Source organism: Actinomycetospora callitridis (genome assembly GCF_028737265.1).
Classification (GTDB): Bacteria; Actinomycetota; Actinomycetes; order Mycobacteriales; family Pseudonocardiaceae; genus Actinomycetospora; species Actinomycetospora callitridis.
This window is the reverse complement of record NZ_JAQZAK010000005.1, coordinates 314,699-336,226: the sequence shown is the minus strand read 5'-3', so window position 1 is coordinate 336,226 and position 21,528 is coordinate 314,699. Positions and strand designations below refer to the sequence as shown.

The 21,528-nt window shown below is 74.0% G+C and carries 19 protein-coding genes; 8 read left to right on the top strand and 11 right to left on the bottom strand.

Annotation, left to right across the window (positions count from 1 at the left end; all coding sequences use genetic code 11):
- Window positions 1-242: 242 nt before the first annotated feature.
- From mdo to mftM, 4 genes are all read left to right on the top strand, one after another.
- Window positions 243-1,535, top strand: a complete 1,293-nt coding sequence (mdo, locus tag PH191_RS18935; RefSeq protein ID WP_274196165.1) for an NDMA-dependent methanol dehydrogenase — start codon at window positions 243-245, stop codon at window positions 1,533-1,535.
- Window positions 1,536-1,661: 126 nt separating this feature from the next.
- The gene (locus PH191_RS18930; RefSeq protein ID WP_274196164.1) at window positions 1,662-2,921 is read left to right on the top strand and encodes an AAA family ATPase; all 1,260 of its coding nucleotides are present in this window, start codon (window positions 1,662-1,664) and stop codon (window positions 2,919-2,921) included.
- Window positions 2,922-2,950: 29 nt separating this feature from the next.
- Window positions 2,951-4,495, top strand: coding sequence for a VWA domain-containing protein (locus PH191_RS18925; protein ID WP_274196163.1), 1,545 nt, complete (start codon window positions 2,951-2,953; stop codon window positions 4,493-4,495).
- A 7-nt stretch (window positions 4,496-4,502) separates the two neighbouring features.
- Window positions 4,503-5,441, top strand: coding sequence for a mycofactocin oligosaccharide methyltransferase MftM (mftM, locus tag PH191_RS18920; protein ID WP_274196162.1), 939 nt, complete (start codon window positions 4,503-4,505; stop codon window positions 5,439-5,441).
- Between the two features lie 65 nt (window positions 5,442-5,506).
- On the opposite strand, the gene PH191_RS18915 is transcribed toward mftM, so the two are convergent.
- Window positions 5,507-7,003 (bottom strand): long-chain-fatty-acid--CoA ligase, encoded by a 1,497-nt coding sequence (locus PH191_RS18915; protein ID WP_274196161.1) that lies wholly within the window; start codon window positions 7,001-7,003, stop codon window positions 5,507-5,509.
- A 103-nt stretch (window positions 7,004-7,106) separates the two neighbouring features.
- The gene (locus PH191_RS18910; RefSeq protein WP_274196160.1) at window positions 7,107-8,261 is read right to left on the bottom strand and encodes a nitric oxide synthase oxygenase; all 1,155 of its coding nucleotides are present in this window, start codon (window positions 8,259-8,261) and stop codon (window positions 7,107-7,109) included.
- An 863-nt stretch (window positions 8,262-9,124) separates the two neighbouring features.
- Here PH191_RS18910 and PH191_RS18905 point away from each other — a divergent pair.
- Window positions 9,125-10,027 carry a superantigen-like protein SSL4 gene (locus PH191_RS18905; protein WP_274196159.1) on the top strand — a complete coding sequence of 301 codons (903 nt, stop codon included), beginning with the start codon at window positions 9,125-9,127 and terminating at the stop codon, window positions 10,025-10,027.
- 867 nt (window positions 10,028-10,894) lie between these two features.
- Window positions 10,895-12,001, top strand: a complete 1,107-nt coding sequence (locus tag PH191_RS18900) for an FAD-binding oxidoreductase (protein WP_274196197.1) — start codon at window positions 10,895-10,897, stop codon at window positions 11,999-12,001.
- 72 nt (window positions 12,002-12,073) lie between these two features.
- On the opposite strand, the gene PH191_RS18895 is transcribed toward PH191_RS18900, so the two are convergent.
- Window positions 12,074-12,598: an OsmC family protein gene (locus PH191_RS18895; protein ID WP_274196158.1), complete on the bottom strand. Its 525-nt coding sequence runs from the start codon at window positions 12,596-12,598 to the stop codon at window positions 12,074-12,076.
- A gap of 33 nt (window positions 12,599-12,631) precedes the next feature.
- On the bottom strand, window positions 12,632-14,029 hold the full coding sequence (locus tag PH191_RS18890; protein WP_274196157.1) for an MFS transporter: 1,398 nt from the start codon (window positions 14,027-14,029) through the stop codon (window positions 12,632-12,634).
- 59 nt (window positions 14,030-14,088) lie between these two features.
- On the opposite strand from PH191_RS18890, the gene PH191_RS18885 reads away from it, so the two are divergent.
- Window positions 14,089-14,631, top strand: a complete 543-nt coding sequence (locus PH191_RS18885; RefSeq protein ID WP_274196156.1) for a winged helix-turn-helix transcriptional regulator — start codon at window positions 14,089-14,091, stop codon at window positions 14,629-14,631.
- Between the two features lie 44 nt (window positions 14,632-14,675).
- Here PH191_RS18885 and PH191_RS18880 read toward each other — a convergent pair whose 3' ends face one another.
- The gene (locus PH191_RS18880) at window positions 14,676-15,128 is read right to left on the bottom strand and encodes a carboxymuconolactone decarboxylase family protein (protein WP_274196155.1); all 453 of its coding nucleotides are present in this window, start codon (window positions 15,126-15,128) and stop codon (window positions 14,676-14,678) included.
- An 84-nt stretch (window positions 15,129-15,212) separates the two neighbouring features.
- Between PH191_RS18880 and PH191_RS18875 the strand changes: the two genes are divergently transcribed.
- Window positions 15,213-16,091 (top strand): sigma-70 family RNA polymerase sigma factor, encoded by an 879-nt coding sequence (locus PH191_RS18875; protein WP_274196154.1) that lies wholly within the window; start codon window positions 15,213-15,215, stop codon window positions 16,089-16,091.
- 58 nt (window positions 16,092-16,149) lie between these two features.
- Here PH191_RS18875 and PH191_RS18870 read toward each other — a convergent pair whose 3' ends face one another.
- The 6 genes from PH191_RS18870 to PH191_RS18845 form a co-directional block, all read right to left on the bottom strand.
- On the bottom strand, window positions 16,150-16,827 hold the full coding sequence (locus PH191_RS18870) for a MadR family response regulator transcription factor (protein ID WP_274196153.1): 678 nt from the start codon (window positions 16,825-16,827) through the stop codon (window positions 16,150-16,152).
- A complete protein-coding gene (locus tag PH191_RS18865; protein WP_274196152.1) occupies window positions 16,824-18,230 on the bottom strand; it encodes a MadS family sensor histidine kinase in 1,407 nt (468 codons plus the stop codon). The genes PH191_RS18870 and PH191_RS18865 overlap by 4 nt, the downstream gene beginning before the upstream one ends.
- Before the next feature lie 57 nt (window positions 18,231-18,287).
- Entirely contained in the window at window positions 18,288-19,592 is a 1,305-nt protein-coding gene (locus PH191_RS18860) for an iron-containing alcohol dehydrogenase (RefSeq protein WP_274196151.1), read from the bottom strand.
- A 127-nt stretch (window positions 19,593-19,719) separates the two neighbouring features.
- Window positions 19,720-20,424 (bottom strand): PIG-L deacetylase family protein, encoded by a 705-nt coding sequence (locus PH191_RS18855; RefSeq protein ID WP_274196150.1) that lies wholly within the window; start codon window positions 20,422-20,424, stop codon window positions 19,720-19,722.
- A complete protein-coding gene (locus PH191_RS18850; protein ID WP_274196149.1) occupies window positions 20,421-20,723 on the bottom strand; it encodes an AzlD domain-containing protein in 303 nt (100 codons plus the stop codon). The genes PH191_RS18855 and PH191_RS18850 overlap by 4 nt, the downstream gene beginning before the upstream one ends.
- Window positions 20,720-21,448, bottom strand: coding sequence for an AzlC family ABC transporter permease (locus PH191_RS18845; RefSeq protein WP_274196148.1), 729 nt, complete (start codon window positions 21,446-21,448; stop codon window positions 20,720-20,722). Before PH191_RS18845 ends, PH191_RS18850 begins: the two co-directional genes overlap by 4 nt.
- Window positions 21,449-21,528 lie beyond the last annotated feature (80 nt).

The window sequence follows — 21,528 nt, the reverse complement described above, 5'->3', positions numbered from 1 at the left end:
ATCGACTCTTCCACCCGCCACACTTGTCGCGTAAGACTGGCAACAGCGATGGAGCGACAACGCTGCACGATGGGCAGGCGTCCCACCTGTCCGAAGGTGCAGGACGGGCACCGTCGCCGTGGTCGGGATCACCGCGTACCCCTGTCGCCGTGACCCGCGCCACGCCTAGCGTCGCGCCGGATCACGAGAGACCCCGCAGGCGCGCGGGTCCCTCGGACCGGACCCCCGACGAGAGGACCAGCATGCAGGTAGACGAGCTGCTCAAGCCGTTCCCGATCAAGGAGTTCCACCCCTTCCCGCGGGCGCTGCTCGGGCCCGGCTCGCACGAGCTGATCGGCCCCGAGGCCCTCAAGATGGGCTTCAAGAAGACGCTGATCATGACCTCCGGCCTGCGCGGCACGGACATCGTCCACAAGATCTCCGAGTCCATGAAGTGGCACGGGATCGAGACGGTCATCTACGACCAGGTCGAGTCCAACCCCAAGGACTACAACGTCATGGACTCGGTGAAGATGTACCAGGAGAACTCCTGTGACAGCTTCGTCTCCATCGGCGGCGGCTCCTCGCACGACGCGTGCAAGGGCGCCCGCGTCTCGGTGGCCCACGACGGCCGCAACGTCAACGAGTTCGAGGGCTTCAACCAGTCCGAGAACCCGAAGAACCCGCCGCACATCGCGGTCTCGACGACGGCCGGCACGGGCTCGGAGACGTCGTGGGCCTACGTCATCACCGACACCACGACCGACCCGAACAACCCGCACAAGTACGTCGCGTTCGACGACAACTCGGTGACGAGCCTCGCGATCGACGACCCGGTGCTCTACTACGACTGCCCGGTCGACTTCACCGCGCAGTGCGGCTTCGACGTGCTCGCGCACGCCTCGGAGCCCTACGTCTCGCGGCTGAACTTCGAGCCGAGCCTGGGCAACGCGATCCGGGCCATCGAGCTCACCAACAACCACCTCCGCGAGGCCGTGTGGAACGGGCAGGACCTGCCCGGCCGCGAGGGCATGATGTACGCGCAGTACATCGCCGCCCAGGCGTTCAACTCCGGTGGCCTCGGGATCATCCACTCGATCTCGCACGCGGTGTCGGCGTTCTACGACACCCACCACGGCCTGAACAACGCCGTCGCGCTCCCGCGCGTGTGGGCGTTCAACATGCCGGTGGCCTACAAGCGCTTCGCGCGCATCGCCCAGGCCATGGGCGTCGACACCACGCACATGACCGACGTCCAGGCCGCCGAGGCCGCGCTCGCCGCCGCCATCCGTCTGCTGCGCGACGTGGGCATCCCGGAGAAGTTCACCGACGTCACCCAGGACTCGTACTCCAAGAACCGGCTGGGCAAGGGCCCGACCAAGTTCTACGAGAACGAGAAGACGATCACGGGCAACGACGCCGACGTGGACCGCATCACCAACCACGTCCTCGGGGACGCCTGCACGCCGGGCAACCCCAAGGAGTGCACCTTCACGACGGTGCGCCCCGTCGTCGACCACTGCCTCAACGGTGACCTCGACGACCTGCTGAGCTGACCGACCACCCGGTGCCCGGCGGGGACTGACTTTCCGTCAGCCCTGCCGGGCACCGGCGTGTCTTCCGGGACACACTGATGAGGACGGGGCCCCTGCCCCGTCTCCCGACACGAGAGGAAGCGCTGCGTGAGCACCCCGACCGACCAGACCGCGTCCCCCTTCGGCTCGGTCGACGAGGTCGTCGACGCGCTCGCCGAGCACGGCTACATCGCCGACCGGCGCCTGGCCACGACGGTGTTCCTGCTGACCCGCCTCGAGAAGCCGCTGCTGCTCGAGGGCCCCGCCGGCGTGGGCAAGACCGAGCTCGCCAAGATGCTCGCCGTCGCCACCGGCCGGCGGTTCCTGCGTCTGCAGTGCTACGAGGGCCAGGACGAGACCAAGGCCCTCTACGAGTGGGACTACGGCAAGCAGCTCCTCTACACCCAGATGCTCCGCGAGAAGATCGCCGAGATCGTGCAGGACGCCCCCGACATCCCGTCGTCGGTGGAGAAGATCAAGAACCAGGACAGCGTGTTCTTCTCGGAGGACTTCCTCGCCGAGCGCCCGCTGCTCGAGGCCATCCGCTCCGACGAGCCCGTCGTGCTGCTGATCGACGAGGTCGACCGCGCCGACGAGGCGCTCGAGGCGGTGCTGCTCGAGACCCTCGGCGAGTTCCAGGTCTCGGTGCCGGAGATCGGCACGTTCGTCGCCAAGAACGCGCCGTACGTCATCCTGACCAGCAACAACACGCGTGACCTGGCCGCCGCCCTCAAGCGCCGCTGCCTGCACCTGTTCCTGGACTACCCCACCGCGGAGCGCGAGCTGGAGATCGTGCGCTCCAAGAACACCGGGCTGCCCGAGGCCGCCGCGCGCGAGCTGGTCGAGGTCGTCCGCGGCCTGCGCGAGCTCGAGCTGCGCAAGGCGCCGAGCATCTCCGAGACCATCGACTGGGCGCGCACGCTGGCCGTGCTCGGCATCGACGAGCTGAACTCGCAGATCCTCTCGGACACCGTGAGCGTCGTCGTCAAGTACGACAAGGACGTCACCAAGGCCCTCGGCGCGATGCCGAAGCTCGTCGACCCCAACGCCGAGATCCCCGACGCCCACGGGCACGGCCACGGTCACGGCCACGGGCACGGCCACGAGGACGACGGGCACTCGAGCGGCCCGGCGCCGGCCACGTCGCGGCCCGTCGCCGACGACGAGGACGACGGCCCCGACGGCCGCGAGGTGCGGGCGGCCAAGGACCAGGAGGGCCGCCACGCGGGCGTCTACGGCGCGCCGGGTCGCGAGTACCAGGAGAAGGCCCGCACCGGCGAGGCCGAGCCGCCCAAGAAGCGCCCGGTGAGCTCCGGCCAGGGCACCCGCTCCTTCGGCGCGGGCCTCGGCAAGCGCCGCGCGCTCTAGCCGCACCGACGGAGAGGAGGGCCCCGCTCATGGAGGCCAGCATCCATCGCTTCGTCCGGCTGCTCCGCATCCGGCAGGTGCGGATCTCCACCTCGGAGGTCCTCGACGCCATGCGCTGCGCGCGGGAGCCGGGCGTGCTCGCGGACCGCGAGACGCTCAAGGCCGCCCTGCGCGTCTCGCTGGTCAAGGACGTCCGCGACGAGGAGTCGTTCGACGAGATCTTCGATGCGTTCTTCGCCCTGGTGCGCATCGGCGCCGAGGACCGCGGGCACGGCCACGGGCACGGGCACGAGGACCTCTCCGACGACGGTGCCCTGGAGAACTTCACGCTCTCCGAGGAGCCGAGCGAGACCCCGCAGGAGGGTCACGACCACGGCACGCCCGTCGACATCAAGGAGTTCTTCGACCCCGAGGACATGGCCCAGCAGTACAACCTGCACCAGGAGGCCAACAAGATCGACCTCGCGGCGATGACCGACGAGATCGTCTTCTCCAAGGACGGCGCCACCGACCAGACCGGGACGACCGAGAAGGTCCAGATTGAGACCGACCGCCTGCACGGCGGCGGCCTCCCTGGGGACATCGCCGCGGACGCGGGCACGAAGGTCGACGCCGACCTCAACGTCGCCCAGCAGGAGGCCCTGCTGGGATGGCTGCAGGGTGTCGAGGACGGGATCTCCGACGAGGGCGACGAGAGCGACGCCACGGCGCTGCGCCGGCGCCTGGCCGGGATGCTCGAGAACCTCCCCGAGGCCATCAAGCGCCACCTCGAGCGCCTGCTGGAGATCGAGCAGCGGGTGATGGACGGCGGGCACGCCGACGAGGACGCGCACATGGCCGAGGTCAACCGGGCCGAGGAGCACGAGCGCCAGCAGCTCGAGGACTCCCTGCGCCGGCTGGCCAAGACCCTGCACGGCGCGCTGACCCACAAGCGCCGCGAGTCGGCGCGCGGGCGGATCGACCCCGGCCGCACGATGCGGCGCAACATGCGCTTCGACGGCATCCCGTTCCGCCCCGTGACGGTCGAGCGCACCGAGGACAAGCCGCGCCTGGTGATCCTCGCGGACGTGTCGCTGTCGGTGCGCGCGACCGCGCGGTTCACGCTGCACCTCGTCCACGGCCTGCAGGACATGTTCGGCCAGGTGCGCTCGTTCGCGTTCGTGGCCGACCTCATCGAGGTCACCGACCTGTTCGCCGACCACACCGTCGAGAACGCCCTGGGGCTGATCTTCGGCGGCGACCTGCTCGACGTCGACGCGAACTCCGACTACGGGACCTCGTTCGGGACGTTCCTGGACGACCACGGGTCGGCGGTGAACCGGCGCTCGACGGTGATCGTCCTCGGGGACGGGCGGGGCAACGGCAACGACGCCAACATGGAGGCGTTCGCCGAGATCACCCGCCGGGCGCGGGAGACGATCTGGCTGACCCCGGAGCCCCGCTACTCGTGGGGCCTGGGCGCCTGCGACCTGCCGCGCTACGCGGAGTTCGTCGACCGCATCCGCGTCGTCCGCGACCTCACCGGGCTCTCGGAGGTCAGCCACGACATGGCGGCCGAGATGATCGGGCGTTGAGGATGCGATGACCGTCCGCGACACACCTACCGTGGCCGCGGGCTCGATCCGCATCGATCCGCTCGCCCCGTCCCACCCGGGGCGGTGGGAGGACGCGGGGATCGTCGTCTGCCACGTCGACCGGGCACCCGTGCCCGTCCGGCTGGTGGCCGCGCGGCCCCCGGAGCGGGTCACCGACCACTTCGAGGTCCACCGGCCGGGCGACCGTCTGCTCGTGCTGCACCGGCTGCGCCCCGACGAGCTCGACGACGACATCGCCGGGCTCGTCGCGAGCGAGCTCTCCGGGGTCGTGACCTCGGCGGCCGACTTCGAGCGGGTGTTCACCGGGATCGTGCGCTCGACGATCAGCGACCCGCTCACGGCGTGGTCGACGTTCTACGCGAACAGCCTCGCCGTGCTCCGCCACCCCCGCGAGCCCGCCGACCCGCTCGCTCCGCCGGAGTCGTCGCTCGCGGGCTTCGCCCCGGTGCACGAGCGCGCGGTCGCCGAGATCCGCGGGCGCACCGTCCTCGACGTCGGCTCGTGCTTCGGGTTCCTGCCGCTGCGCCTCGCCCAGGAGGGGTTCGCGGTGGTCGCGACGGACCACACCCCGGGCACCATGGGCCTGCTCGGCGCCGTCGCCCGGCGCCGCGACGAGGCCGTGCGCACCGTCGTCGCCGACGCCCGGCGGCTGCCCGCCGCGGACCGCTCGGTGGACACCATCACCGCCGTGCACCTGCTCGAGCACCTGCCCGCGCAGGACACGGTGACCGTGCTCGACGAGATGCTGCGCGTCGCCCGCCGCCGCGTGGTGGTGGCCGTGCCCTACGAGGACGTCGCCGAGCCCGTGTACGGGCACCTGAGGACCTTCGACCACGCCGCCCTGCACGCGCTCGGCGAGCGCTCCGCGCACCCGTTCACCGTCGCCGACGACCACGGCGGCTGGCTGGTCGTCGAGGTGGGCTGACGCCCATGTGAGCAGTTCGGAGTGCTGTGGCACTCCGAAGTGCTCACGAGCGCGTAGCGCACCCTCTAGAGGCCCTCGGGCGGCTCGATCTCGCGGCGGAGGATCTTGCCGGTCGGCCCCTTCGGCAGCTCGTCGAGCAGCCAGACGTGGCGGGGGTACTTGTAGGCCGCGACGCGCTCCTTGGCGAAGGCGCGCAGCTCGTCGACACCGACCTCGGCGCCGGGGCGCAGGGCGACGGCGGCGCCGACCTCCTCGCCGAGATCCCGGTCCCGGATCCCGACCACGGCCACCTCGGCGACCGCCGAGTGCTCGTAGAGGGCCTCCTCGATCTCGCGCGGGTAGACGTTGTAGCCCCCGCGGATGATCAGCTCCTTCTTGCGGTCGACGATGAAGTAGTAGCCGTCGTCGTCGCGGCGGCCGACGTCCCCACTGCGGAACCAGCCGTCCGGGATCGACTCGGCGGTCGCCTCGGGGCGGCCCCAGTACCCCTTCATCAGGCCCTCGCCGCGGATGGCGATCTCGCCGGGGTCGTCGCCGGTCACGTCGTTGCCGTCGTCGTCGACCAGGCGCAGCTCCATGCCGGCGACCGGGGTGCCCACCGACCCGGCCTTGCGCTCGGCGTGGGGGTGGTTGAACGAGGCCACCGGCGAGGTCTCGGAGAGCCCGTAGCCCTCGAGCACCACGCACCCGAAGGTCTCCTCGAACTCGCGGAGCACCTCGACCGGCATCGCCGAGCCGCCGGAGATGCAGGAGCGCAGGGACGACACGTCGTACTGCTCGCGGTCCTCCACGTGCAGCAGGCCCGCGTACATCGTGGGCACGCCCTCGAAGACGGTCACGCCGTCGCGCCCGATCATCGCCAGCGCCTTCCCCGCGTCGAAGCGCGGCAGCAGCGTCAGGCAGGCGCCGGTGAGCACCGCGGAGTTCAGGCCGCACGTGAGCCCGAAGACGTGGAACAGCGGCAGGCACCCCATCACGACGTCGTCGGTGCCGAGCTCGGTCAGCGTGCGCGACGAGACCCGGGCGTTGGTGGCCAGGTTCGCGTGGGTCAGCTCCGCGCCCTTGGGCGACCCCGTGGTGCCGGAGGTGTAGAGGATCACCGCGGTGTCCTCGTCGTCGCGCTCGACGGGCTCCTCCACCGGGGTGCCGTCGAGCTGGGCCTCGTCGGGCCCGGCGGCGCCGACGGCCACCACCTCGATGTCGCGGCCCTGCGCGGCCTCGCGCGAGGCGTCGGCGGCCTGGTCCCAGGCGAACACCACCGAGATGCCCGCGTCGTCGAGGTAGTACTCGATCTCCCGGCCCTTGAGCAGCGGGTTCATCGGGACGACGACGCAGCCGGCGAGCACGGCGCCGTAGAAGACGATCGGGAACGCCGGGACGTTCGGGAAGACCATGCCCACCCGCGCGCCGGGCTCGACGCCCCGCGCCCGCAGCAGGCCCGCGACGCCGCGCGCGGCGTCGAGGAACCGTTCGTACGTCACGACCTGGTCGTCGAGACGCAGCGCAGGACGATCGCCGTGCTCCTTCGACGTCTCGACCAGCGCCGTCGCCAGATTCGTCATCGTCGACTCCCGTGTGTCGGGCCGCATGCGCGGTTGGGCAGCACGGTGCCCCCTCCGGCGCTCGGCCAACCGCCGGGTCCGCTCCGGGCCCGACGCGGGGAGGTCAGACCGGGCAGCCCTGTCCGCGGGCGGCGGCCTGGTCGTCGAGGTGGAACATCGGGCCGGTGTCGGTGGGCTCGTCGTAGTACCGGTGGAACACCGGGGTGAGCCCGCCCGAGATCGGCGGCACGATCCAGCTCCAGTCCACCGGGCAGTGGCGCCCCGCGGCCTCCTCCTTCTCCACGAAACGCAGGAAGCGCCGGGACTCGCCGTGGTGATCGGCCAGGGACACCCCGGCCTCGTCGAAGGAGTGCTGCACCGCGGCGGTCAGCTCGATCGCCGCCCGGTCACGCCACAGGGTGCGGTCGCTGGAGGTGTCCAGACCCATCGCCTCGGCCACCTCGGCGAGCATGTCGTAGCGGTCGCTGTCGGCCAGGTTGCGGGCGCTGATCTCGGTGGCCATGTACCAGCCGTTGAACGGCGCCGCCGGATAGGAGATCCCGCCGATGTCCAGGCGCATGTTGCTGATCACCGGCAGGGCGTGCCAACGCAGCCCCAGCTCGGCGAACCACGGATGCTCGGCGTGGGCCAGCGCCACCTCCAGCACCGCGTCACGGGGCACCTCGAAGAACTGCGGGCCCCCCGCGGCGTGCTCACCGCCACCGGACACCACCAGCGGCAGCACGTCGAAGCGCCCCATCGGGCTCGGCGGCAGCCACCCCAGCGAGCGCGCGGTGTCGGTGAACCCCACATAGCGCGGGTCACCCAGCACCCGGCCCCCCGCGCGGTAGCCGGCGTAGCGGATGAGCTGCTCGTTCCACACCCGCGGCCCCGGCCCCGCCGGCCCGTCCGGGGCGAAGATCGTGATCGTCGAACGGATACGGCCCCGCCGGGTCGCCTCGCGCAGGTGCCCCACGCACTCGGCCGCGACCTGCTCGGGCGCGGTGACGTGGCGGCGGTCGCGCAGGTGCAGGCTGCGCCAGTACAGCCGCCCGATGCAGCGCGCCGAGTTGCGCCACGCGATCCGCGCGCCGAACTCGAGCTCGGCGTGGGTGTGCACGTAGGTACCGGTCCGGGCGATCTCCTCGCGCACCGCGGCCACCCGCGGCTCAGCCGGACCGGCCGTCGGGTTCTCGGTGTGGAACAACCGCACGAACTCCTCGGCCACCCCGGGATCCACGCCGGGCGCCGGCGCGTCGGTCGCCGGCACGTCGGTCACGGGCAGGTCCGTCGCCGGCACGTCCGTCGCGGGTCCGTCCGTGGCAGGCAGGTCCCCGGGCCCGACCTCGATCGTGCTCTCGGGGGAGGCGGTCGTGAGCGCGCCCTGGTCCGGCACCGCGACGGACGCGGGCTCGGGGGGACCCGCCGGGGGCGTGGCCACGGGGGCGGGGTCGGGTCCGAGGAGCGGTCCCGGCGGCACCACGGGGGTCGGCGGTCCGGCCGCCCCGACGACCGAGGGAACCCGGGGCCGGGGCTGGGGTCGACGGTCCCGCGGATGCGGGGTGGGGACCACGGGGTCCCCGGAGCCGACGACATCGATCGCCACGCCGCGCGTCATGCCACCTCCGTGTCTCGTGCCGTCCCCGCGCGGCCGTCGTCCACTGTGCCGCCCCTGTGCTCGAAGCGGATCTCGCCGTTCGGATCAATCACACCCGAGGGCGTGCGCACACTGATGGTCTGTTCGGCGCATCCGCGCCGCGCCGCCGGCACCGGGCGTCCCGGGACGGTGGTCCGCGAACCTGCGTCCCCAGCGCCTCCGGGTGCCGACATCGGTGGACAGGGTGGCCCCGAACACGGTGACCACGATCGAGTACGCGGCGACCGCGGCGGCCACGCGGCGTCCCGATCCCGGGCGCGCCCGCGTCCCGGATCCCCGTGACGGCTCCACGTGCGCCCACTGTAGTGGGTCGTCCGGGCACCCCCTGCACACACCGGGCACGTCACCCGGACGCCCACGGAGCGGGTCGTCAGCGGTCGGTCGATCGCATCTGGCACGCTGACCGGTCGACAACGTGTGATGGCCTCGTGCACAGCGCGTCACGTCGTCGGGGACGACGCGCGGACGGGGCCGGGAGGTGCACCGTGACGCGAGCCCCGGGGCCCGCGGCCCGCGAGCCGGACGGCGCGCGGCTGACGCACGTGCCGACCACGGTCGCGCCCCGCGGCCCGGCCGACGCCCCGACCGTCGCGCTGCCGGTCGTGCGCCCGGGAGCGGCCCCGCCCACCGTCGGGCGCGCCGCCCCGGCGGTGCCCGAGGTACCCGCGATCGCCGACCTCGCCGCCCCCGGACGTCCCGACGTGGAGGCGGTCGTCGCCGACGACGAGCCCGCCCCGCGCCGGCCCCGCCCGTCGCGGCACATGCGCGCCCGGGCCGACGAGATGGCCCACCTGCTGGCCCGTGCGACCCCCTCGTCGCGGACTAGGCGCGGGCTGTCGTCGTTGTCGTTCTTGCCGGCGGTGGCCGCGGTGATGGGCGCGGTGGCCGTCGGCGGCGTCGGGATCGCCCTGGGTCTCGACGCCCAGCGCACCGGCGTCGCGCTGCCCGACATGCCCGACGTCCCCGCGGAGCAGACCCCCGTCCCGGAGACCGGCGAGGGCACGGGGACCGCCGGGGCCGTGAGCCCGACCGTCAACACCGGCGTCGTCGAGGCGCTCGAGCCGGACGCGGGCGGCGCGCGGGTCGCGTCCCCGTCGTCGGTGGCCGCGGAGGCGGCGCGTCCGGCCCCGGCGGGTCCTCCGAGGGCGACCACACCGACGTCGCGCCCGCGGAGCACCCCCTCGCCGACCCCGTCGACGCGGGCCGAGCCGACGACCGTCACGTCGTCGCCCACCCCGCGCTCGACGTCCCCCCGTCCCACCACCCGCTCCGACGGGGCGGACGAGTCGGACCGGGGCTCCGCGGCCGCCGAGCGCGGGCTGGACGGCCTCGAGGACGGCCCGGGCACCAGATCCACGTCCGACGGCGAGGACGCCACCGCGGGCTGAGGCCCGTCCGGCGACGGACGCCGCGCCCGCCGCGGCCGGCCGTGCCGTGATCACGGGGAACGGTCGCCGGGCGACGACGGGTGACGCGGCCGTTCGGCCCTGTCACCCGATGGGGGCGGGCCCGCATCCCGCTCACCGGGCGTGGCCCTACGCTGACCGCACGAACACACGGGAGAGCGGTCCTGCCCGGGACGCGGAGTAGCGTTTCGTGGTCGGGGACAACCGCTAGGGTGGCGCGGCGTCGGGGGTGCCCACTCATCCGGGACGAGGAGTCGACCAGACGTGACCGCAGCGAGGGACGATCGCTCCCTGGCCGGGGGACCGCTCGGCGGGCACCCGACCACGGGTGTGCGCTCCGACCGTGACCACGGCCCCCGCCACGGCGACGCCGGGTACGACGGCGGCCACGGTGGCTCCGGGCGCTCCGAGCCGGACGGGTACGAGACGTCCGTGCCGGCCCCCTCCCGCCCTCTCGGTGCAGGCCGCCAGGGTGGGTCCGACCAGACCGACAGCTCGGTCTTCGACATTGCCGACGACCGTCGCGAAGCTCCGTACGGGTCCGCCGTACCGTCAGGCACCGGACTCGATCGCACGGGTTCGTTCCGCTCCGCGTCCGAGGGGAGCCCGATGACCTACCCGTCCGGGCCGCACGGCCCACCCGCCGGCGTGCGGTCCCGCTACCCCGGTGTCGCGGCCCCGCCGCAGTACGGCGGTGGCGGGCAGCTGTCCGGCCCGCCGTCGGGCCCGGGTCACATCCCGACAGCGCCGCCGCCGCCCATGCCGGCGTCCGCCGTGCCCGCCGGGCCGCCGGAGGGCGTCGGCCTGCCCGCGCCCCGCGAGGCGGCCGCGTCGAACGACGTCCACGACATGGTCACGACCATCCGGACGAGCTTCAACGCCGTCTCGCACCGCACCGACGAGCTGACGTCGCTGTTCTACGGCTGGCTGTTCCGGATCGCGCCGGAGACCCGGGAGCTCTTCCCGGTCACCATGGAGCTCCAGCGCACCCGGCTCCTGCGGGCCCTGGTGCACGTCGTGCAGATGGTCGACCGTCCCGACGAGCTCTCGATCTTCCTGCGCCAGCTCGGCCGCGACCACCGCAAGTTCGGGGTCATCGGCGAGCACTACGACCGGGTGGGGGAGGCGCTGCTCGGCGCCCTGCGCGAGATCGCCGGGCCTGCGCTGTGGACCCCCGAGGTCGACGACGCGTGGACCGGCGCGTACGGCATCGTCGCGCAGTCGATGCGCGAGGCTGCCGACGCCGAGCGCGGGCCCGCGGTGTGGATGGCCCGGGTCATGGAGCACCGGCGCATCAACCAGGACCTCGCCGTGGTCCGCGTGCAGACCAGCCAGCCGGTGCCCTACCTCGCCGGCCAGTACGTCAGCGTCGAGACCCCGCAGCGCCCACGGATGTGGCGCTCGATGTCCCCGGCCAACGCCCCCGGACCCGACTGCGTGCTCGAGTTCCACGTGCGCACGGTGCCGGGCGGGTGGGTCAGCCGCGCGATCGTGTCGCACGCCCGCGTGGGTGATGTGTGGCGCATCGGCCCGCCGATGGGCCAGATGACTCTCGACCCCCGCGGACGCTCCGACCTGCTGATGGTCGCGGGCGGCACGGGCCTCGCGCCGGCGCGCTCCATCATCGAGCAGCTCATGTTCGAGGGCACCGACCGCAAGGTCGCGCTGTTCGTCGGTGGCCGCACGTGGGCCGACCTCTACGACATCGAGAGCCTCCGGCGCAGCGCGCAGGAGAACCCCTGGCTCAGCGTCGTGCCGGTGGTGGAGGACGACGGACGCCCGCACGGCGCGGAGACGGGCACGGTCGGCGAGGTCGTGGCCCGCTACGGCGCCTGGGCCGACCGCGAGATCACCATCAGCGGCTCGCCGCCCATGGTGCGCGCGACCACCAACGCGCTCCTCGACGCGGGGACGCCGTTCCGCAACATCCACTACGACCCGTACCACACGGACTGACACCGTCCGGCACGACGAACGGCGCCCCCGCTCTCGAGAGCGGGGGCGCCGTGTCGTGTGTGGAGCGAGAGGTCAGGCGCTCGCGGTCTGGCGCGGGGTCATCTCGACCGACAGCTCCGGCGGCTTGGCCAGGGTCTGGAAGACGACGCAGTACCGCTCGGTGAGCTTGTGCAGCGTCGCGAGGGTGTCGGCGTCCGCATCGGTGTCGATGTCGAAGCGCAGGCGGACCTCGCGGAACCCGACGGGGGCGTCCTTGGCGACGCCGAGCGTGCCCCGGAAGTCGAGGTCGCCCTCGGCGTGCACGTTGCCGCCGCGGATCTCGACGCCCATCGAGGTGGACACCGCGCGCAGGGTCACCCCGGCGCACGCGACGAGGGCCTCGAGCAGCATGTCCCCGGAGCACAGCTGGGTGCCGTCGCCGCCGGTGGCGGGGTGCAGGCCGGCCTCGACGAGCGCCTGGGACGTCTGCACCCGGCACGCGATGCCCGAGCCGTCGACGTCGCCGTCGGCCTTGAGCGTCACGACGGCCGACTCGGGGTCGTCCTTGTACTGCGACTTGAGCGGGCCCTGGGTCTCGGCGAGCTTCGACTTGTCCATGACCGCTGATCCTGCCTCGATCGTGCCCGTCCGTCACCCGGTGGTCACGGACTGACGCACCCGTCGCGGGCGGCAGGCGGCGACGGCAGCTGCCCCGACCAGGGAGAACGCGATCGCGATCGGCAGGGCGTCGTTCCAGCCCGCGACGAGCCCGGCCGCTCCCCCGCCCAGCGAGGGGCGCGTGGCCACGACGGCGACGACGGTGGTGCCGATCGCCGAGCCCACGTAGCGGGCGGTGTTGTTCGCACCGCCGCCCATGGCGCCGCGGCCGGCGGGCACGCTGGCGACGGCCTCGCGTCCGAGCGCGGCGTTGACCATCCCGCTCGCCGCCCCCGCCACCGCCAGCCCCGGGACGAGCGAGAGCGGGGCGTCGCCGGGTTCGAGTCCGAGCAGCAGCGCCTGCCCGGCCGCCACGACGAGCAGCCCGGCGGCGAGCTGGAGCCGCCCGGACCACGCGGCGGGCAGGCGCCGGGCGAGCACGGCCGTCACCACGCTCGTGCCCGACCACGCGAGCAGCAGCAGGGCGCCCACCAGCGCGGTGCTGCCGAGGCCCCGCTCGACGACGGTCGGCAGGAACGACGTCGTGGCGATGATGCCCATCCCGGTCGCGAGCGCACCGACCGTCGCCGCGACGAACGCGGGCGAGGCGAAGAGCGCCATGTCGAGCATGGGCGCCGCGCGCCGGCGCTCGAGCACCACGAAGACGGCGAGCAGCGCCACCCCGACCGCGAGCAGGGCGAGCACCCCCGGGCGCCCGAAGCCCGACCGTCCCTCGACGAGCCCGGCGAGCAGCGCCGCCAGCCCGGCGGCGAGGACGAGCACGCCCGGCAGGTCGATGGGCCGGGGCTGCGCGGCGCGCGACTCGGGGACCGCCCGCCGGGTGACGACGGCGAGGACGACGGCGGCGACCGCGGTCGCCCAGTAGGGCCCGGTCCACCCCACGAGGCGGTCGAGGCCCGAGGCCAGGAACGGGCCCGAGGCGATGCCGGCGCCGAGGCTCGCGCCCCACACGCTGCTCGCCGTGCGGGCCTCCGGCGTGCCGGCGGGGAAGGCGTGGCCCAGCAGACCCTGGCTGCAGGCCACCAGCGCGGCGGCGCCGACGCCCTGCAGGATGCGGGCGATCACGAGGACGAGCGCGGACGGCGCGAGGGCGGCGAGGACCGAGGACGCCGCCAGGACGGTCGCGCCGAGCACGAGGACGCGGCGCCGGCCGAGGTCGTCGCCCAGCGCGCCGACGGACAGCAGTGCCACGCCGAGCCCGATGCTCATCGAGCTGAGGATCCAGGCCTGCGCCTCGGGGCCGGCGCCGAGCGCGGTGGCCGTCGACGGGAGCGCCGCCAGCGGCACGGTGAACGCGACCAGCGCGAGGAACGTGGCCGCGGCGGCGACGGCGAGGGTGGCGCGGGGCCGGTCGACCGGGCTCGGGGTCACGTCGGGGGACGCTAGCAGGTCAGGTTCGGTGGTTGAACCGAACTGCTAGCGTGGTCACCGTGCCGCTGGGCCGCGACTACGACCGTCAGGACTGCGCCCTCGCCCGCGCCCTCGAGGTGGTCGGCGAGCGCTGGACGCTGCTCGTGCTGCGGGACTGCTTCTTCGGCGTCCGCCGCTTCGCCGACCTGCGCGCCCACCTCGACATCCCGCGCGCGGTGCTCTCCGAGCGTCTGGGCACCCTCGTCGACGCCGGGATCCTCGAGCGCCGGCCCTACGCCGCCGGACGCGACGAGTACGTGCTCACCGACACGGGTCTCGACCTCTGGCCCGTGGTGTTCAGCCTCGCCCGGTGGGGCGACCGGCACCGTGTGGGCCCGGACGGGGGCCGGCGACGCTTCCGCCACGCCGACTGCCCGGCCGGCGGCGCCGACCTCGCCGACGGCGGCGTCTGCCCCGCCTGCGGGACGCTGCCCGCCCCGGCGAGCCTGGAGACGCGGCCGCTGGATCCGGATTCCGGGGCCGACGGCGAGCGCCACGTCCGCGACGACGCCGTCAGCCTCGCCCTGCGCCGCCCCCACCGACTGTTGGTGCCGCTGCCCTGACGTGAGCGGAATTCACGGCTATCGCCGTGAATTCCGCTCACGGGTCACCAGGCGCCGACGGGCCGGCGGATGGTGACGTTGGCGTGGTTGAAGAGGTTCGTCAGGGCGATCTGCGCGACGAGCCCGGCCAGCGCCGTGGGGTCGAAGTGCCGGGCCGCCTCGTCCCAGATCGCATCCGGCACCGGGTCCGGGCGGTCGGCGATCCGCGTCGCCGCCTCGCCGAGGGCCAGCGCCGCCCGCTCGGCGTCGGTGAAGCCGGGCGCCTCCCGCCAGACGGCGACGAGGTCGATGCGCTCGTCGGGCTCCCCGTTCTTGCGCAGGCCCTTCGTGCCCGTGTCCACGCAGAACGCGCAGCCGTTGATCTGGCTGACGCGCAGGTGGACGAGCTCCAGCGTCGTCTCCGGCACGCCGGCGCCGCAGATCGCGCCGATCACGGTGCCGATCCCCTCACCGAGACCGGGCAGGGCGCGCGTGAAGGTGTCGAGTCGTCCGGTCATGACAAGCTCCTCGTTCGGTGGTCACATCCGCCGGTCCCCGGCGGTCTCTCCCTGGAGACGTCCCACGAGCGGAGGATGTGACCGATGGACGAGACGGTTCTTGCGGCGGACTTCGAGAGCCACCGCCCGCACCTGCGGGCCGTGACGATGCGCCTGCTCGGCAGCCCCGCCGAGGCCGACGACGCGGTGCAGGAGACGTGGCTGCGCCTCGCGCGCACCGACGTCTCGGAGGTGGAGAACCTGCGCGCCTGGCTGACCACGGTCGCGAGCCGCGTCGCGCTGTCGATGCTGCGCACCCGCGGCACCCGGGCCGAGTCCGACCTCGACCAGGCCGGCGCGGAACCGGACACCGAGCCCGACCCCGAGACCCGCGCTCTCCAGGCGGACGCGCTGGGTGCGGCGCTGCACGTCGTGCTCGAGCGCCTCGACCCCGCCGAGCGCCTCGCGTTCGTGCTGCACGACCTGTTCGCCGTGCCGTTCGCCGAGATCGCGACGGTGGTCGAGCGCAGCCCCGCCGCGGCCCGCCAGCTCGCGAGCCGCGGCCGTCGCCGCGTCCAGGGCGGGTCGGCCGACGCCGAGGTGGACCCGGCACGCCGCCGCGAGGTCGTCGAGGCGTTCCTGACCGCCGCCCGCGACGGCGACTTCGCCGGCCTGCTCACCGTCCTCGACCCGGATGTCGAGCTGCGCGCCGACCGTGTGGCCGTCGCCGCCGCGAAGGCCAACCCGGGCGCCCCCGACGTCGAGGAGACCGTCCGCGGCGCCGAGGCCGTGGCCCGCGTGTTCAGCGGCCGGGCCCGCATGGCGCAGCCCGCGCTGCTCGACGGCGTGCCCGGCGTGGTCTACGCCCCGGGCGGCAGGGTCTTCTCGGCGTTCGACATCGTCATCGTGGACGGCCGGATCGCGGCGATCGAGATGATCGCCGACCCGGACGTGCTCGCGGATCTGGACGTCGAGCAGCTCTGACGAAGCGGCTTTCCAGGCGTTCAGTGCCAGCGAGGACGCAGGGCTTGCACCGGAGGTGCTAGATCAGGCCCATCTTCGAGGCGGCGTAGACGGCCTCGGCGCGGCGGGTGACGTCGAGCTTGCGCATGAGGTTGCCGACGTGGAACTTCACCGTGGTCTCGGAGATGAAGAGCTCGCGGCCGATGGTGCGGTTCGACATGCCGCGGGCGAGCAGGCGCAGGACGTCGAGCTCGCGGCTCGTGAGCGGGTCGCCGTGGGGCTGCTGGCCGTTGAGCGAGCGGACGACGGCGGCGGCCGAGCGGGAGTCGAACGCCGACTCGCCGCGCGACACCGCACGGATCGCGCTGGTCAGCTCGGTGGTGTCGACGTCCTTGACGACGTAGCCGCGGGCGCCGGCGTGGACGGCCTCGACGACGAGCCGGTCGTCGAGGAACGTCGTCAGCACGAGCACGCCGACCCCGGGGTGCGCCTGGGTGAGCTGGCGGCACAGCTGCAGGCCCTCGGAGTCCGAGCTCGTCGAGAGCTTCAGGTCGAGCAGCACGATCGTCGGGCGCTGGTGGGCGACGACGGCGAGCGCCTCGGGCGCGCTCGACGCCTCGCCGACGATCGCGAACTGCGGCTCGCGCTCGAGCACCGAGCGCAGGCCCTGGCGGACGATCGCGTGGTCGTCGACGAGCACGATGCGCACCTCGCCCCGGCGGGCGGTGGCGCGGGCGGGGACACGGATCTCGGTCATGACGGCCTCCCGGACGTCTCGGAGGTGTCAGAGGAGTCGGAGGTGTCAGCGGGCTCGGGGGCCGGGCCGGCGGGGGCCAGGGGCACGCCGACCTCGACCCGGATGCCGCCCTGGGGTGCGCGCCGGATGCGCAGGGTGCCGCCGATCTCGCGGGCGCGCTCGGCCATGTTGACCAGGCCGCGGTGCGAGCCGTCGAGGTCGCCGGCGGAGGCGATGCGCAGGGAGCGGCGCACGTGCTCGGGGTCGCCGTGCCCGTCGTCGGACACCGACAGCACCAGGCGGTCCTTGCGGTAGGCCAGGCGCACGACGGCGACGCCCGCCTCGGCGTGCACGGCGGCGTTGAACAGCGCCTCGCCGGCCACGCGGAAGAGCGAGCGTTCGGCGGCCGACGGCAGCATCACCGGCCGGCCCTCGATGCGCACCTCGACCCGCAGGTCCGAGGGCATGTGGACGGTGGAGAGCTCCTCGAGCATGGCGGGCAGGCTCTGCCGCCCGCGGTCGCCGTGGTGGTGCAGGGCGTAGATCGCCGAGCGCAGCTGCTCCACCGCGCGCCGGGTGAGGGCCTTGGCGGTCTCCAGGCGCTCGCGCTGGCGCTCGTCGCGGATCTCCGAGCGCACGACCTCGATCTGCATGCCGGCCGAGAGCGCGTACTGGGTGACCGAGTCGTGCAGCTCGCGGGCGATCCGGTGCCGCTCGGAGTCGAGCACCTCGCGCTGGCGCGCGACGGTGAGGGCGTCGCGGGTGCGCTGGAGCTGCTCGTTGCGCGCCGCGAGGTCGTCGGCCTGCTGGCTGGCCTCGCCGTAGAGCCGCATCGTGCGCTGGTGCAGCGCCGAGTTCTGCAGCGCGGCCGCGGTCTGGCCCGCGAGGACGCGCAGCACGGACGCGTCGGTGGCGTCGATGGCGCGGTCGGCACCCGTCCAGGCGACGATCTCGCCGACGACGTCGCCGTCGAGGTGCACCGGCACGTGGAGGTGGTGCGGGTCGGTGGCGGCCTCGGCGACGCCGTTGCCGGGCGTCCCGCCGTCGGCGTGGGTGTGCCCCTCGCCGGAGCGGACCGCCCGTAGGTGCACCGCGACCCACGGCGGCACGTCGGGGTCCTCGGCGTCGACCTCCTCGCCGGCGGGACCGAGCACGAGGTGGCGCGGCGCCGCCTCGGGCAGCGCACCGTCGGCGAGCGCGAACACCACCCAGTGCGCGGTGAGGTGGTCGGCGGCGGCCTCGGCCACCGCGCGCACGAGCGTGCCGGGGCCCTCGGTGGTGCGCACGAGCGCGCGGGAGATGCGGTCCAGCGCGTGGATGACCCGGCGCAGGCGCTCGGCCGAGGCCAGGTACTCGACGTAGAAGGACGGTTTCCCCGACCGGATCCCGGTGAGCTGATCGAGGTCGTGGTGATCCGTGGACATCGGGCTGCTCACCACCTGGCCACCCCTCGCGGGGCCTCCGCCATTAAAGGGCTGCCACTACATCGCCGCCCGGAACAGGGTCTCGATGTCCGCCTGGTCGGCCTCGCGCGGGTTGGTCGAGAGGCAGGCGTCGGCCAGCGTCATCGCCGAGAGCACGCCGATGTCGGACTCGCCGACGCCGATCTCGGCGAGCCCCTTGGGCACCCCGAGCTCGTCGGCCAGCCGGCGGACCTCGAGTGCCGCCCACTCCGCGGCCTCGGCGGCCCCGGCGTCGGAGTCCGGCGTGATGGTGCCGGGCAGGCCCAGCGCCTGGGCGATGGGAACGAAGCGGTGCGGGTCGGGCTCGGCGTTGAATCGGATGACGTGCGGCAGCAGCACCCCGTTGATGACGCCGTGCGGCAGGTCGAGCAGGCCGCCGACCTGGTGGCTCATGGCGTGCGCCGCGCCCAGGATCGCGTTGGTGAACGCGAGCCCGGCCTCGAGGGCGGCCTGCGCCATGCAGGTGCGCGCCGCCTCCTCGCCGGGGTGGTCCATCGTGCGCTCGAGGTTCTCGCCGACCAGCGCGATCGCCTGCAGCGCATGGTGGTCGGTGAGCGGGTTGTGCGCACGCGACACGTAGGCCTCGATGCCGTGGGTCAGCGCGTCGAGACCCGTGGCGGCGTTGAGCCAGTCGGGCATCGTGGTGAGCAGGTGCGGGTCGACGATCGACATGTCCGGCACCAGCGCGCGACCCAGGATCGTGATCTTGGTGTTGCGAGCGGTGTCGGTGACGATGCAGAACTGCGAGACGTCGGCGCCGGTACCCGAGGTGGACGGCACCATCACCATCGGCGGGATCGGCAGCGCCATCCGGTCGACGCCCTCGTAGTCGAGGATCGTGCCCCCGTTGCCGGCGAGCAGCGCGATGCCCTTGGCCGCGTCGATCACCGAGCCCCCGCCGAGCGCGATGATGACGTCGCACCCCTCCTGCAGGTAGTGCACGTGCCCGGCGGCGATCTCGTGGTCCTTGGGGTTGGGCGTCACCCCCTCCCACACCGACGTCCGCAGCCCAGCCTCCGCGAGGTGCGCGCTCAGCTGGTTGGGCCAGCCGGCGGCGCACAGCCCGGGGTCGGTGACGAGCAGCGGGCGACGTGCGCCCAGGCGCACCGCGGCGTGCGCGGCCTCGCTCAGCGAGCCGGGGCCGAAGAGGATCTCGGGGACGTGGAACTTCGCCAGGCGGGGCGTCTCCGTCCGCGGCCGCGTCGTGGCCCGGTCGGCCGGGCTCCGCGACGGGGTGACCGCCGCACCGACCGCGGACTCGGGAGACCGTCGGTGGGCGATGACGGAGTCCCCCGCGCGGGTGACGCTGTGGACGAGGACCACGCTGCCCCCTTGTCTGCCGGACGACGACGGTTGCCCACGTTACAGACGGACGGCAGGCGACGGCAGGGTGAGCAGCGGGTTCTCGTGCTGCTCCGCCCGGGCCAGCGATCGTTCGGCACCGTCCGTATCAGGCTGCTCTCACGGCGGCGGGCGTCGTGCGGAGGAAGGCCTCCTCGCCCCACCAGTGCCGGAACGTCGGGAGCCCGACGCCCTCGACGAGGCGGCGCGTCTGACTGTCCTGCGCGCGCATCGCCGCCATCTTCCGCTCGAGGTGCTCACCGTCGAGCCGCAGGTGCAGGTCGGGGTCGATCTCCGCGGCGGGGTCGTCCATGAACACCCCGAAGGCCTCGTTGATGTCGGCGAAGCGCCGGGTGAAGCCGGGCGGCAGCACCGCCTCCAGGAGCTCGGCGTGCGGTGCCGCGGCGCGCCACGCGCGGCGGGCCCAGTGGCCCACCGTCCGGTGGTCGGCGTGCCCGGTGACCCCATCGTCGGCGAAGGTCACGATCGTGTCCGGCCGGACCTCGTCGACGATCGCGGCGACGCGGTCGGTCGCGGTGCGCCGCGGGACCAGCGGGCACGCCCCGTCCTCGTAGCCCAGCCAGCGGTGCTCGGTGACACCCAGGAGGGCGAGGGCCTCGGCGAGCTCGCGGGCCCGCAGGGCGCCGAGACGGTCGGCGGGCCAGCGGTCCGGGTCGTCGGTGCCGTGCTCGCCGCGGGTGGCGGTGACGACGACGACGCGGTCGCCCCGCTCGCGGGCGGCCAGCATGAGCCCGGAGGACAGGAAGGTCTCGTCGTCGGGGTGGGCCCAGACGCCGAGCAGGGTCCGGGTCACGACAGCACCTCCACGACGATCATCACCGCGACGGCGGCCAGGACGGGCAGCGCGGGGTTGCGGAACCGCCACGCGACGACCGCGGCGACGCCGAGCGCGAGGTGCATCGGGCCGGGCACCACCAGGGCCGTCGCGCCCCGGTGGCCGACGAGGGCGGTGACCACCAGCGCGGCGAGCGCGGCCGGCGCCAGGTGGGCCAGCCCGCGGCGCAGCACGGCGGGCAGCCGGTGCGCGGGGACGAGGGCGATGAGCACGACCCGCAGTCCGTAGGTCGCGGCGGCCGAGACGAGCAGGGTCATGACGGGCTCTCCGACGGGGCGGTGGTGCGGGTGGGGGTGGGGGTGACGCTGGCGGCGACGACGCCGGCGGCGATGCCGCACATCAGGCCGAGGCCCGACGGCAGGGGCGAGGCGAGGGCGGCGGTGACGGCGGCGGCCCCGGCGCCGACCACGGCGGGGCGGGCGCGCAGCTGCGGCACGAGCATCGCGAGGAACATCGCGGGGGCCGCGACGTCGAGCGCCGACGACGCCGGCAGCACCGGGGCGAGCAGGCCGCCGACGGCGGTCAGCGCCACCCACGCCACCGCGAGCACCCCGCCGGCGGTGAGCCAGTAGCGGCGGAAGCGCGTCGGGTCCTCGAGGTCGGTCCGGCGCGTCACCATCGCGTAGGTGGGGTCGACGACGAAGTGCGCGGCCGCCCAGCGGAACCAGCGCGGCTGGTCGCGGAAGTGGGGCTCGAGCGCGGCGGCGTAGAGCAGGAAGCGCGCGTTGACCAGCGTCACCGCGGCGAGCACGGCGCCGGCCCCGGCGCCGCTGCCCATCAGCGTGATGGCCGTGAGCTGGCCGCTGCCGCCGTAGAGGAGGGCGGACGAGAGGACGCCGGTGCCGGCGCCGAGGCCGGAGCGCACGGCCGTGACGCCGATGAGCATCGCGAACGGGGCGAGGCCGAGGACGACCGGCGCCAGGTCGCGCACGGCGTCCGTGACCCCGTCGGCCCGGCGGGTGTGACGGAGAGTGATGTCCATGCCGGCGACGATGCCTCCGTCCGGGTGGCGGGCACATCGGTGCCGCCTCCCCATCTCGCGCGCCGGGGTGTCCCCATGCC

Coding starts and splice junctions, on each gene's coding strand:
- PH191_RS18895 (WP_274196158.1), bottom strand. CDS start 12,598: ATGGACAAGTCGAAGCTCGCCGAGACCCAGGGCCCGCTCAAGTCGCAG.
- PH191_RS18900 (WP_274196197.1), top strand. CDS start 10,895: ATGGTCACGACCATCCGGACGAGCTTCAACGCCGTCTCGCACCGCACC.
- PH191_RS18915 (WP_274196161.1), bottom strand. CDS start 7,003: ATGACGAATCTGGCGACGGCGCTGGTCGAGACGTCGAAGGAGCACGGC.
- PH191_RS18880 (WP_274196155.1), bottom strand. CDS start 15,128: ATGACCGGACGACTCGACACCTTCACGCGCGCCCTGCCCGGTCTCGGT.
- PH191_RS18870 (WP_274196153.1), bottom strand. CDS start 16,827: ATGACCGAGATCCGTGTCCCCGCCCGCGCCACCGCCCGCCGGGGCGAG.
- PH191_RS18925 (WP_274196163.1), top strand. CDS start 2,951: ATGGAGGCCAGCATCCATCGCTTCGTCCGGCTGCTCCGCATCCGGCAG.
- PH191_RS18850 (WP_274196149.1), bottom strand. CDS start 20,723: ATGACCCTGCTCGTCTCGGCCGCCGCGACCTACGGACTGCGGGTCGTG.
- PH191_RS18875 (WP_274196154.1), top strand. CDS start 15,213: ATGGACGAGACGGTTCTTGCGGCGGACTTCGAGAGCCACCGCCCGCAC.
- mftM (WP_274196162.1), top strand. CDS start 4,503: ATGACCGTCCGCGACACACCTACCGTGGCCGCGGGCTCGATCCGCATC.
- PH191_RS18845 (WP_274196148.1), bottom strand. CDS start 21,448: ATGGACATCACTCTCCGTCACACCCGCCGGGCCGACGGGGTCACGGAC.
- PH191_RS18865 (WP_274196152.1), bottom strand. CDS start 18,230: ATGTCCACGGATCACCACGACCTCGATCAGCTCACCGGGATCCGGTCG.
- mdo (WP_274196165.1), top strand. CDS start 243: ATGCAGGTAGACGAGCTGCTCAAGCCGTTCCCGATCAAGGAGTTCCAC.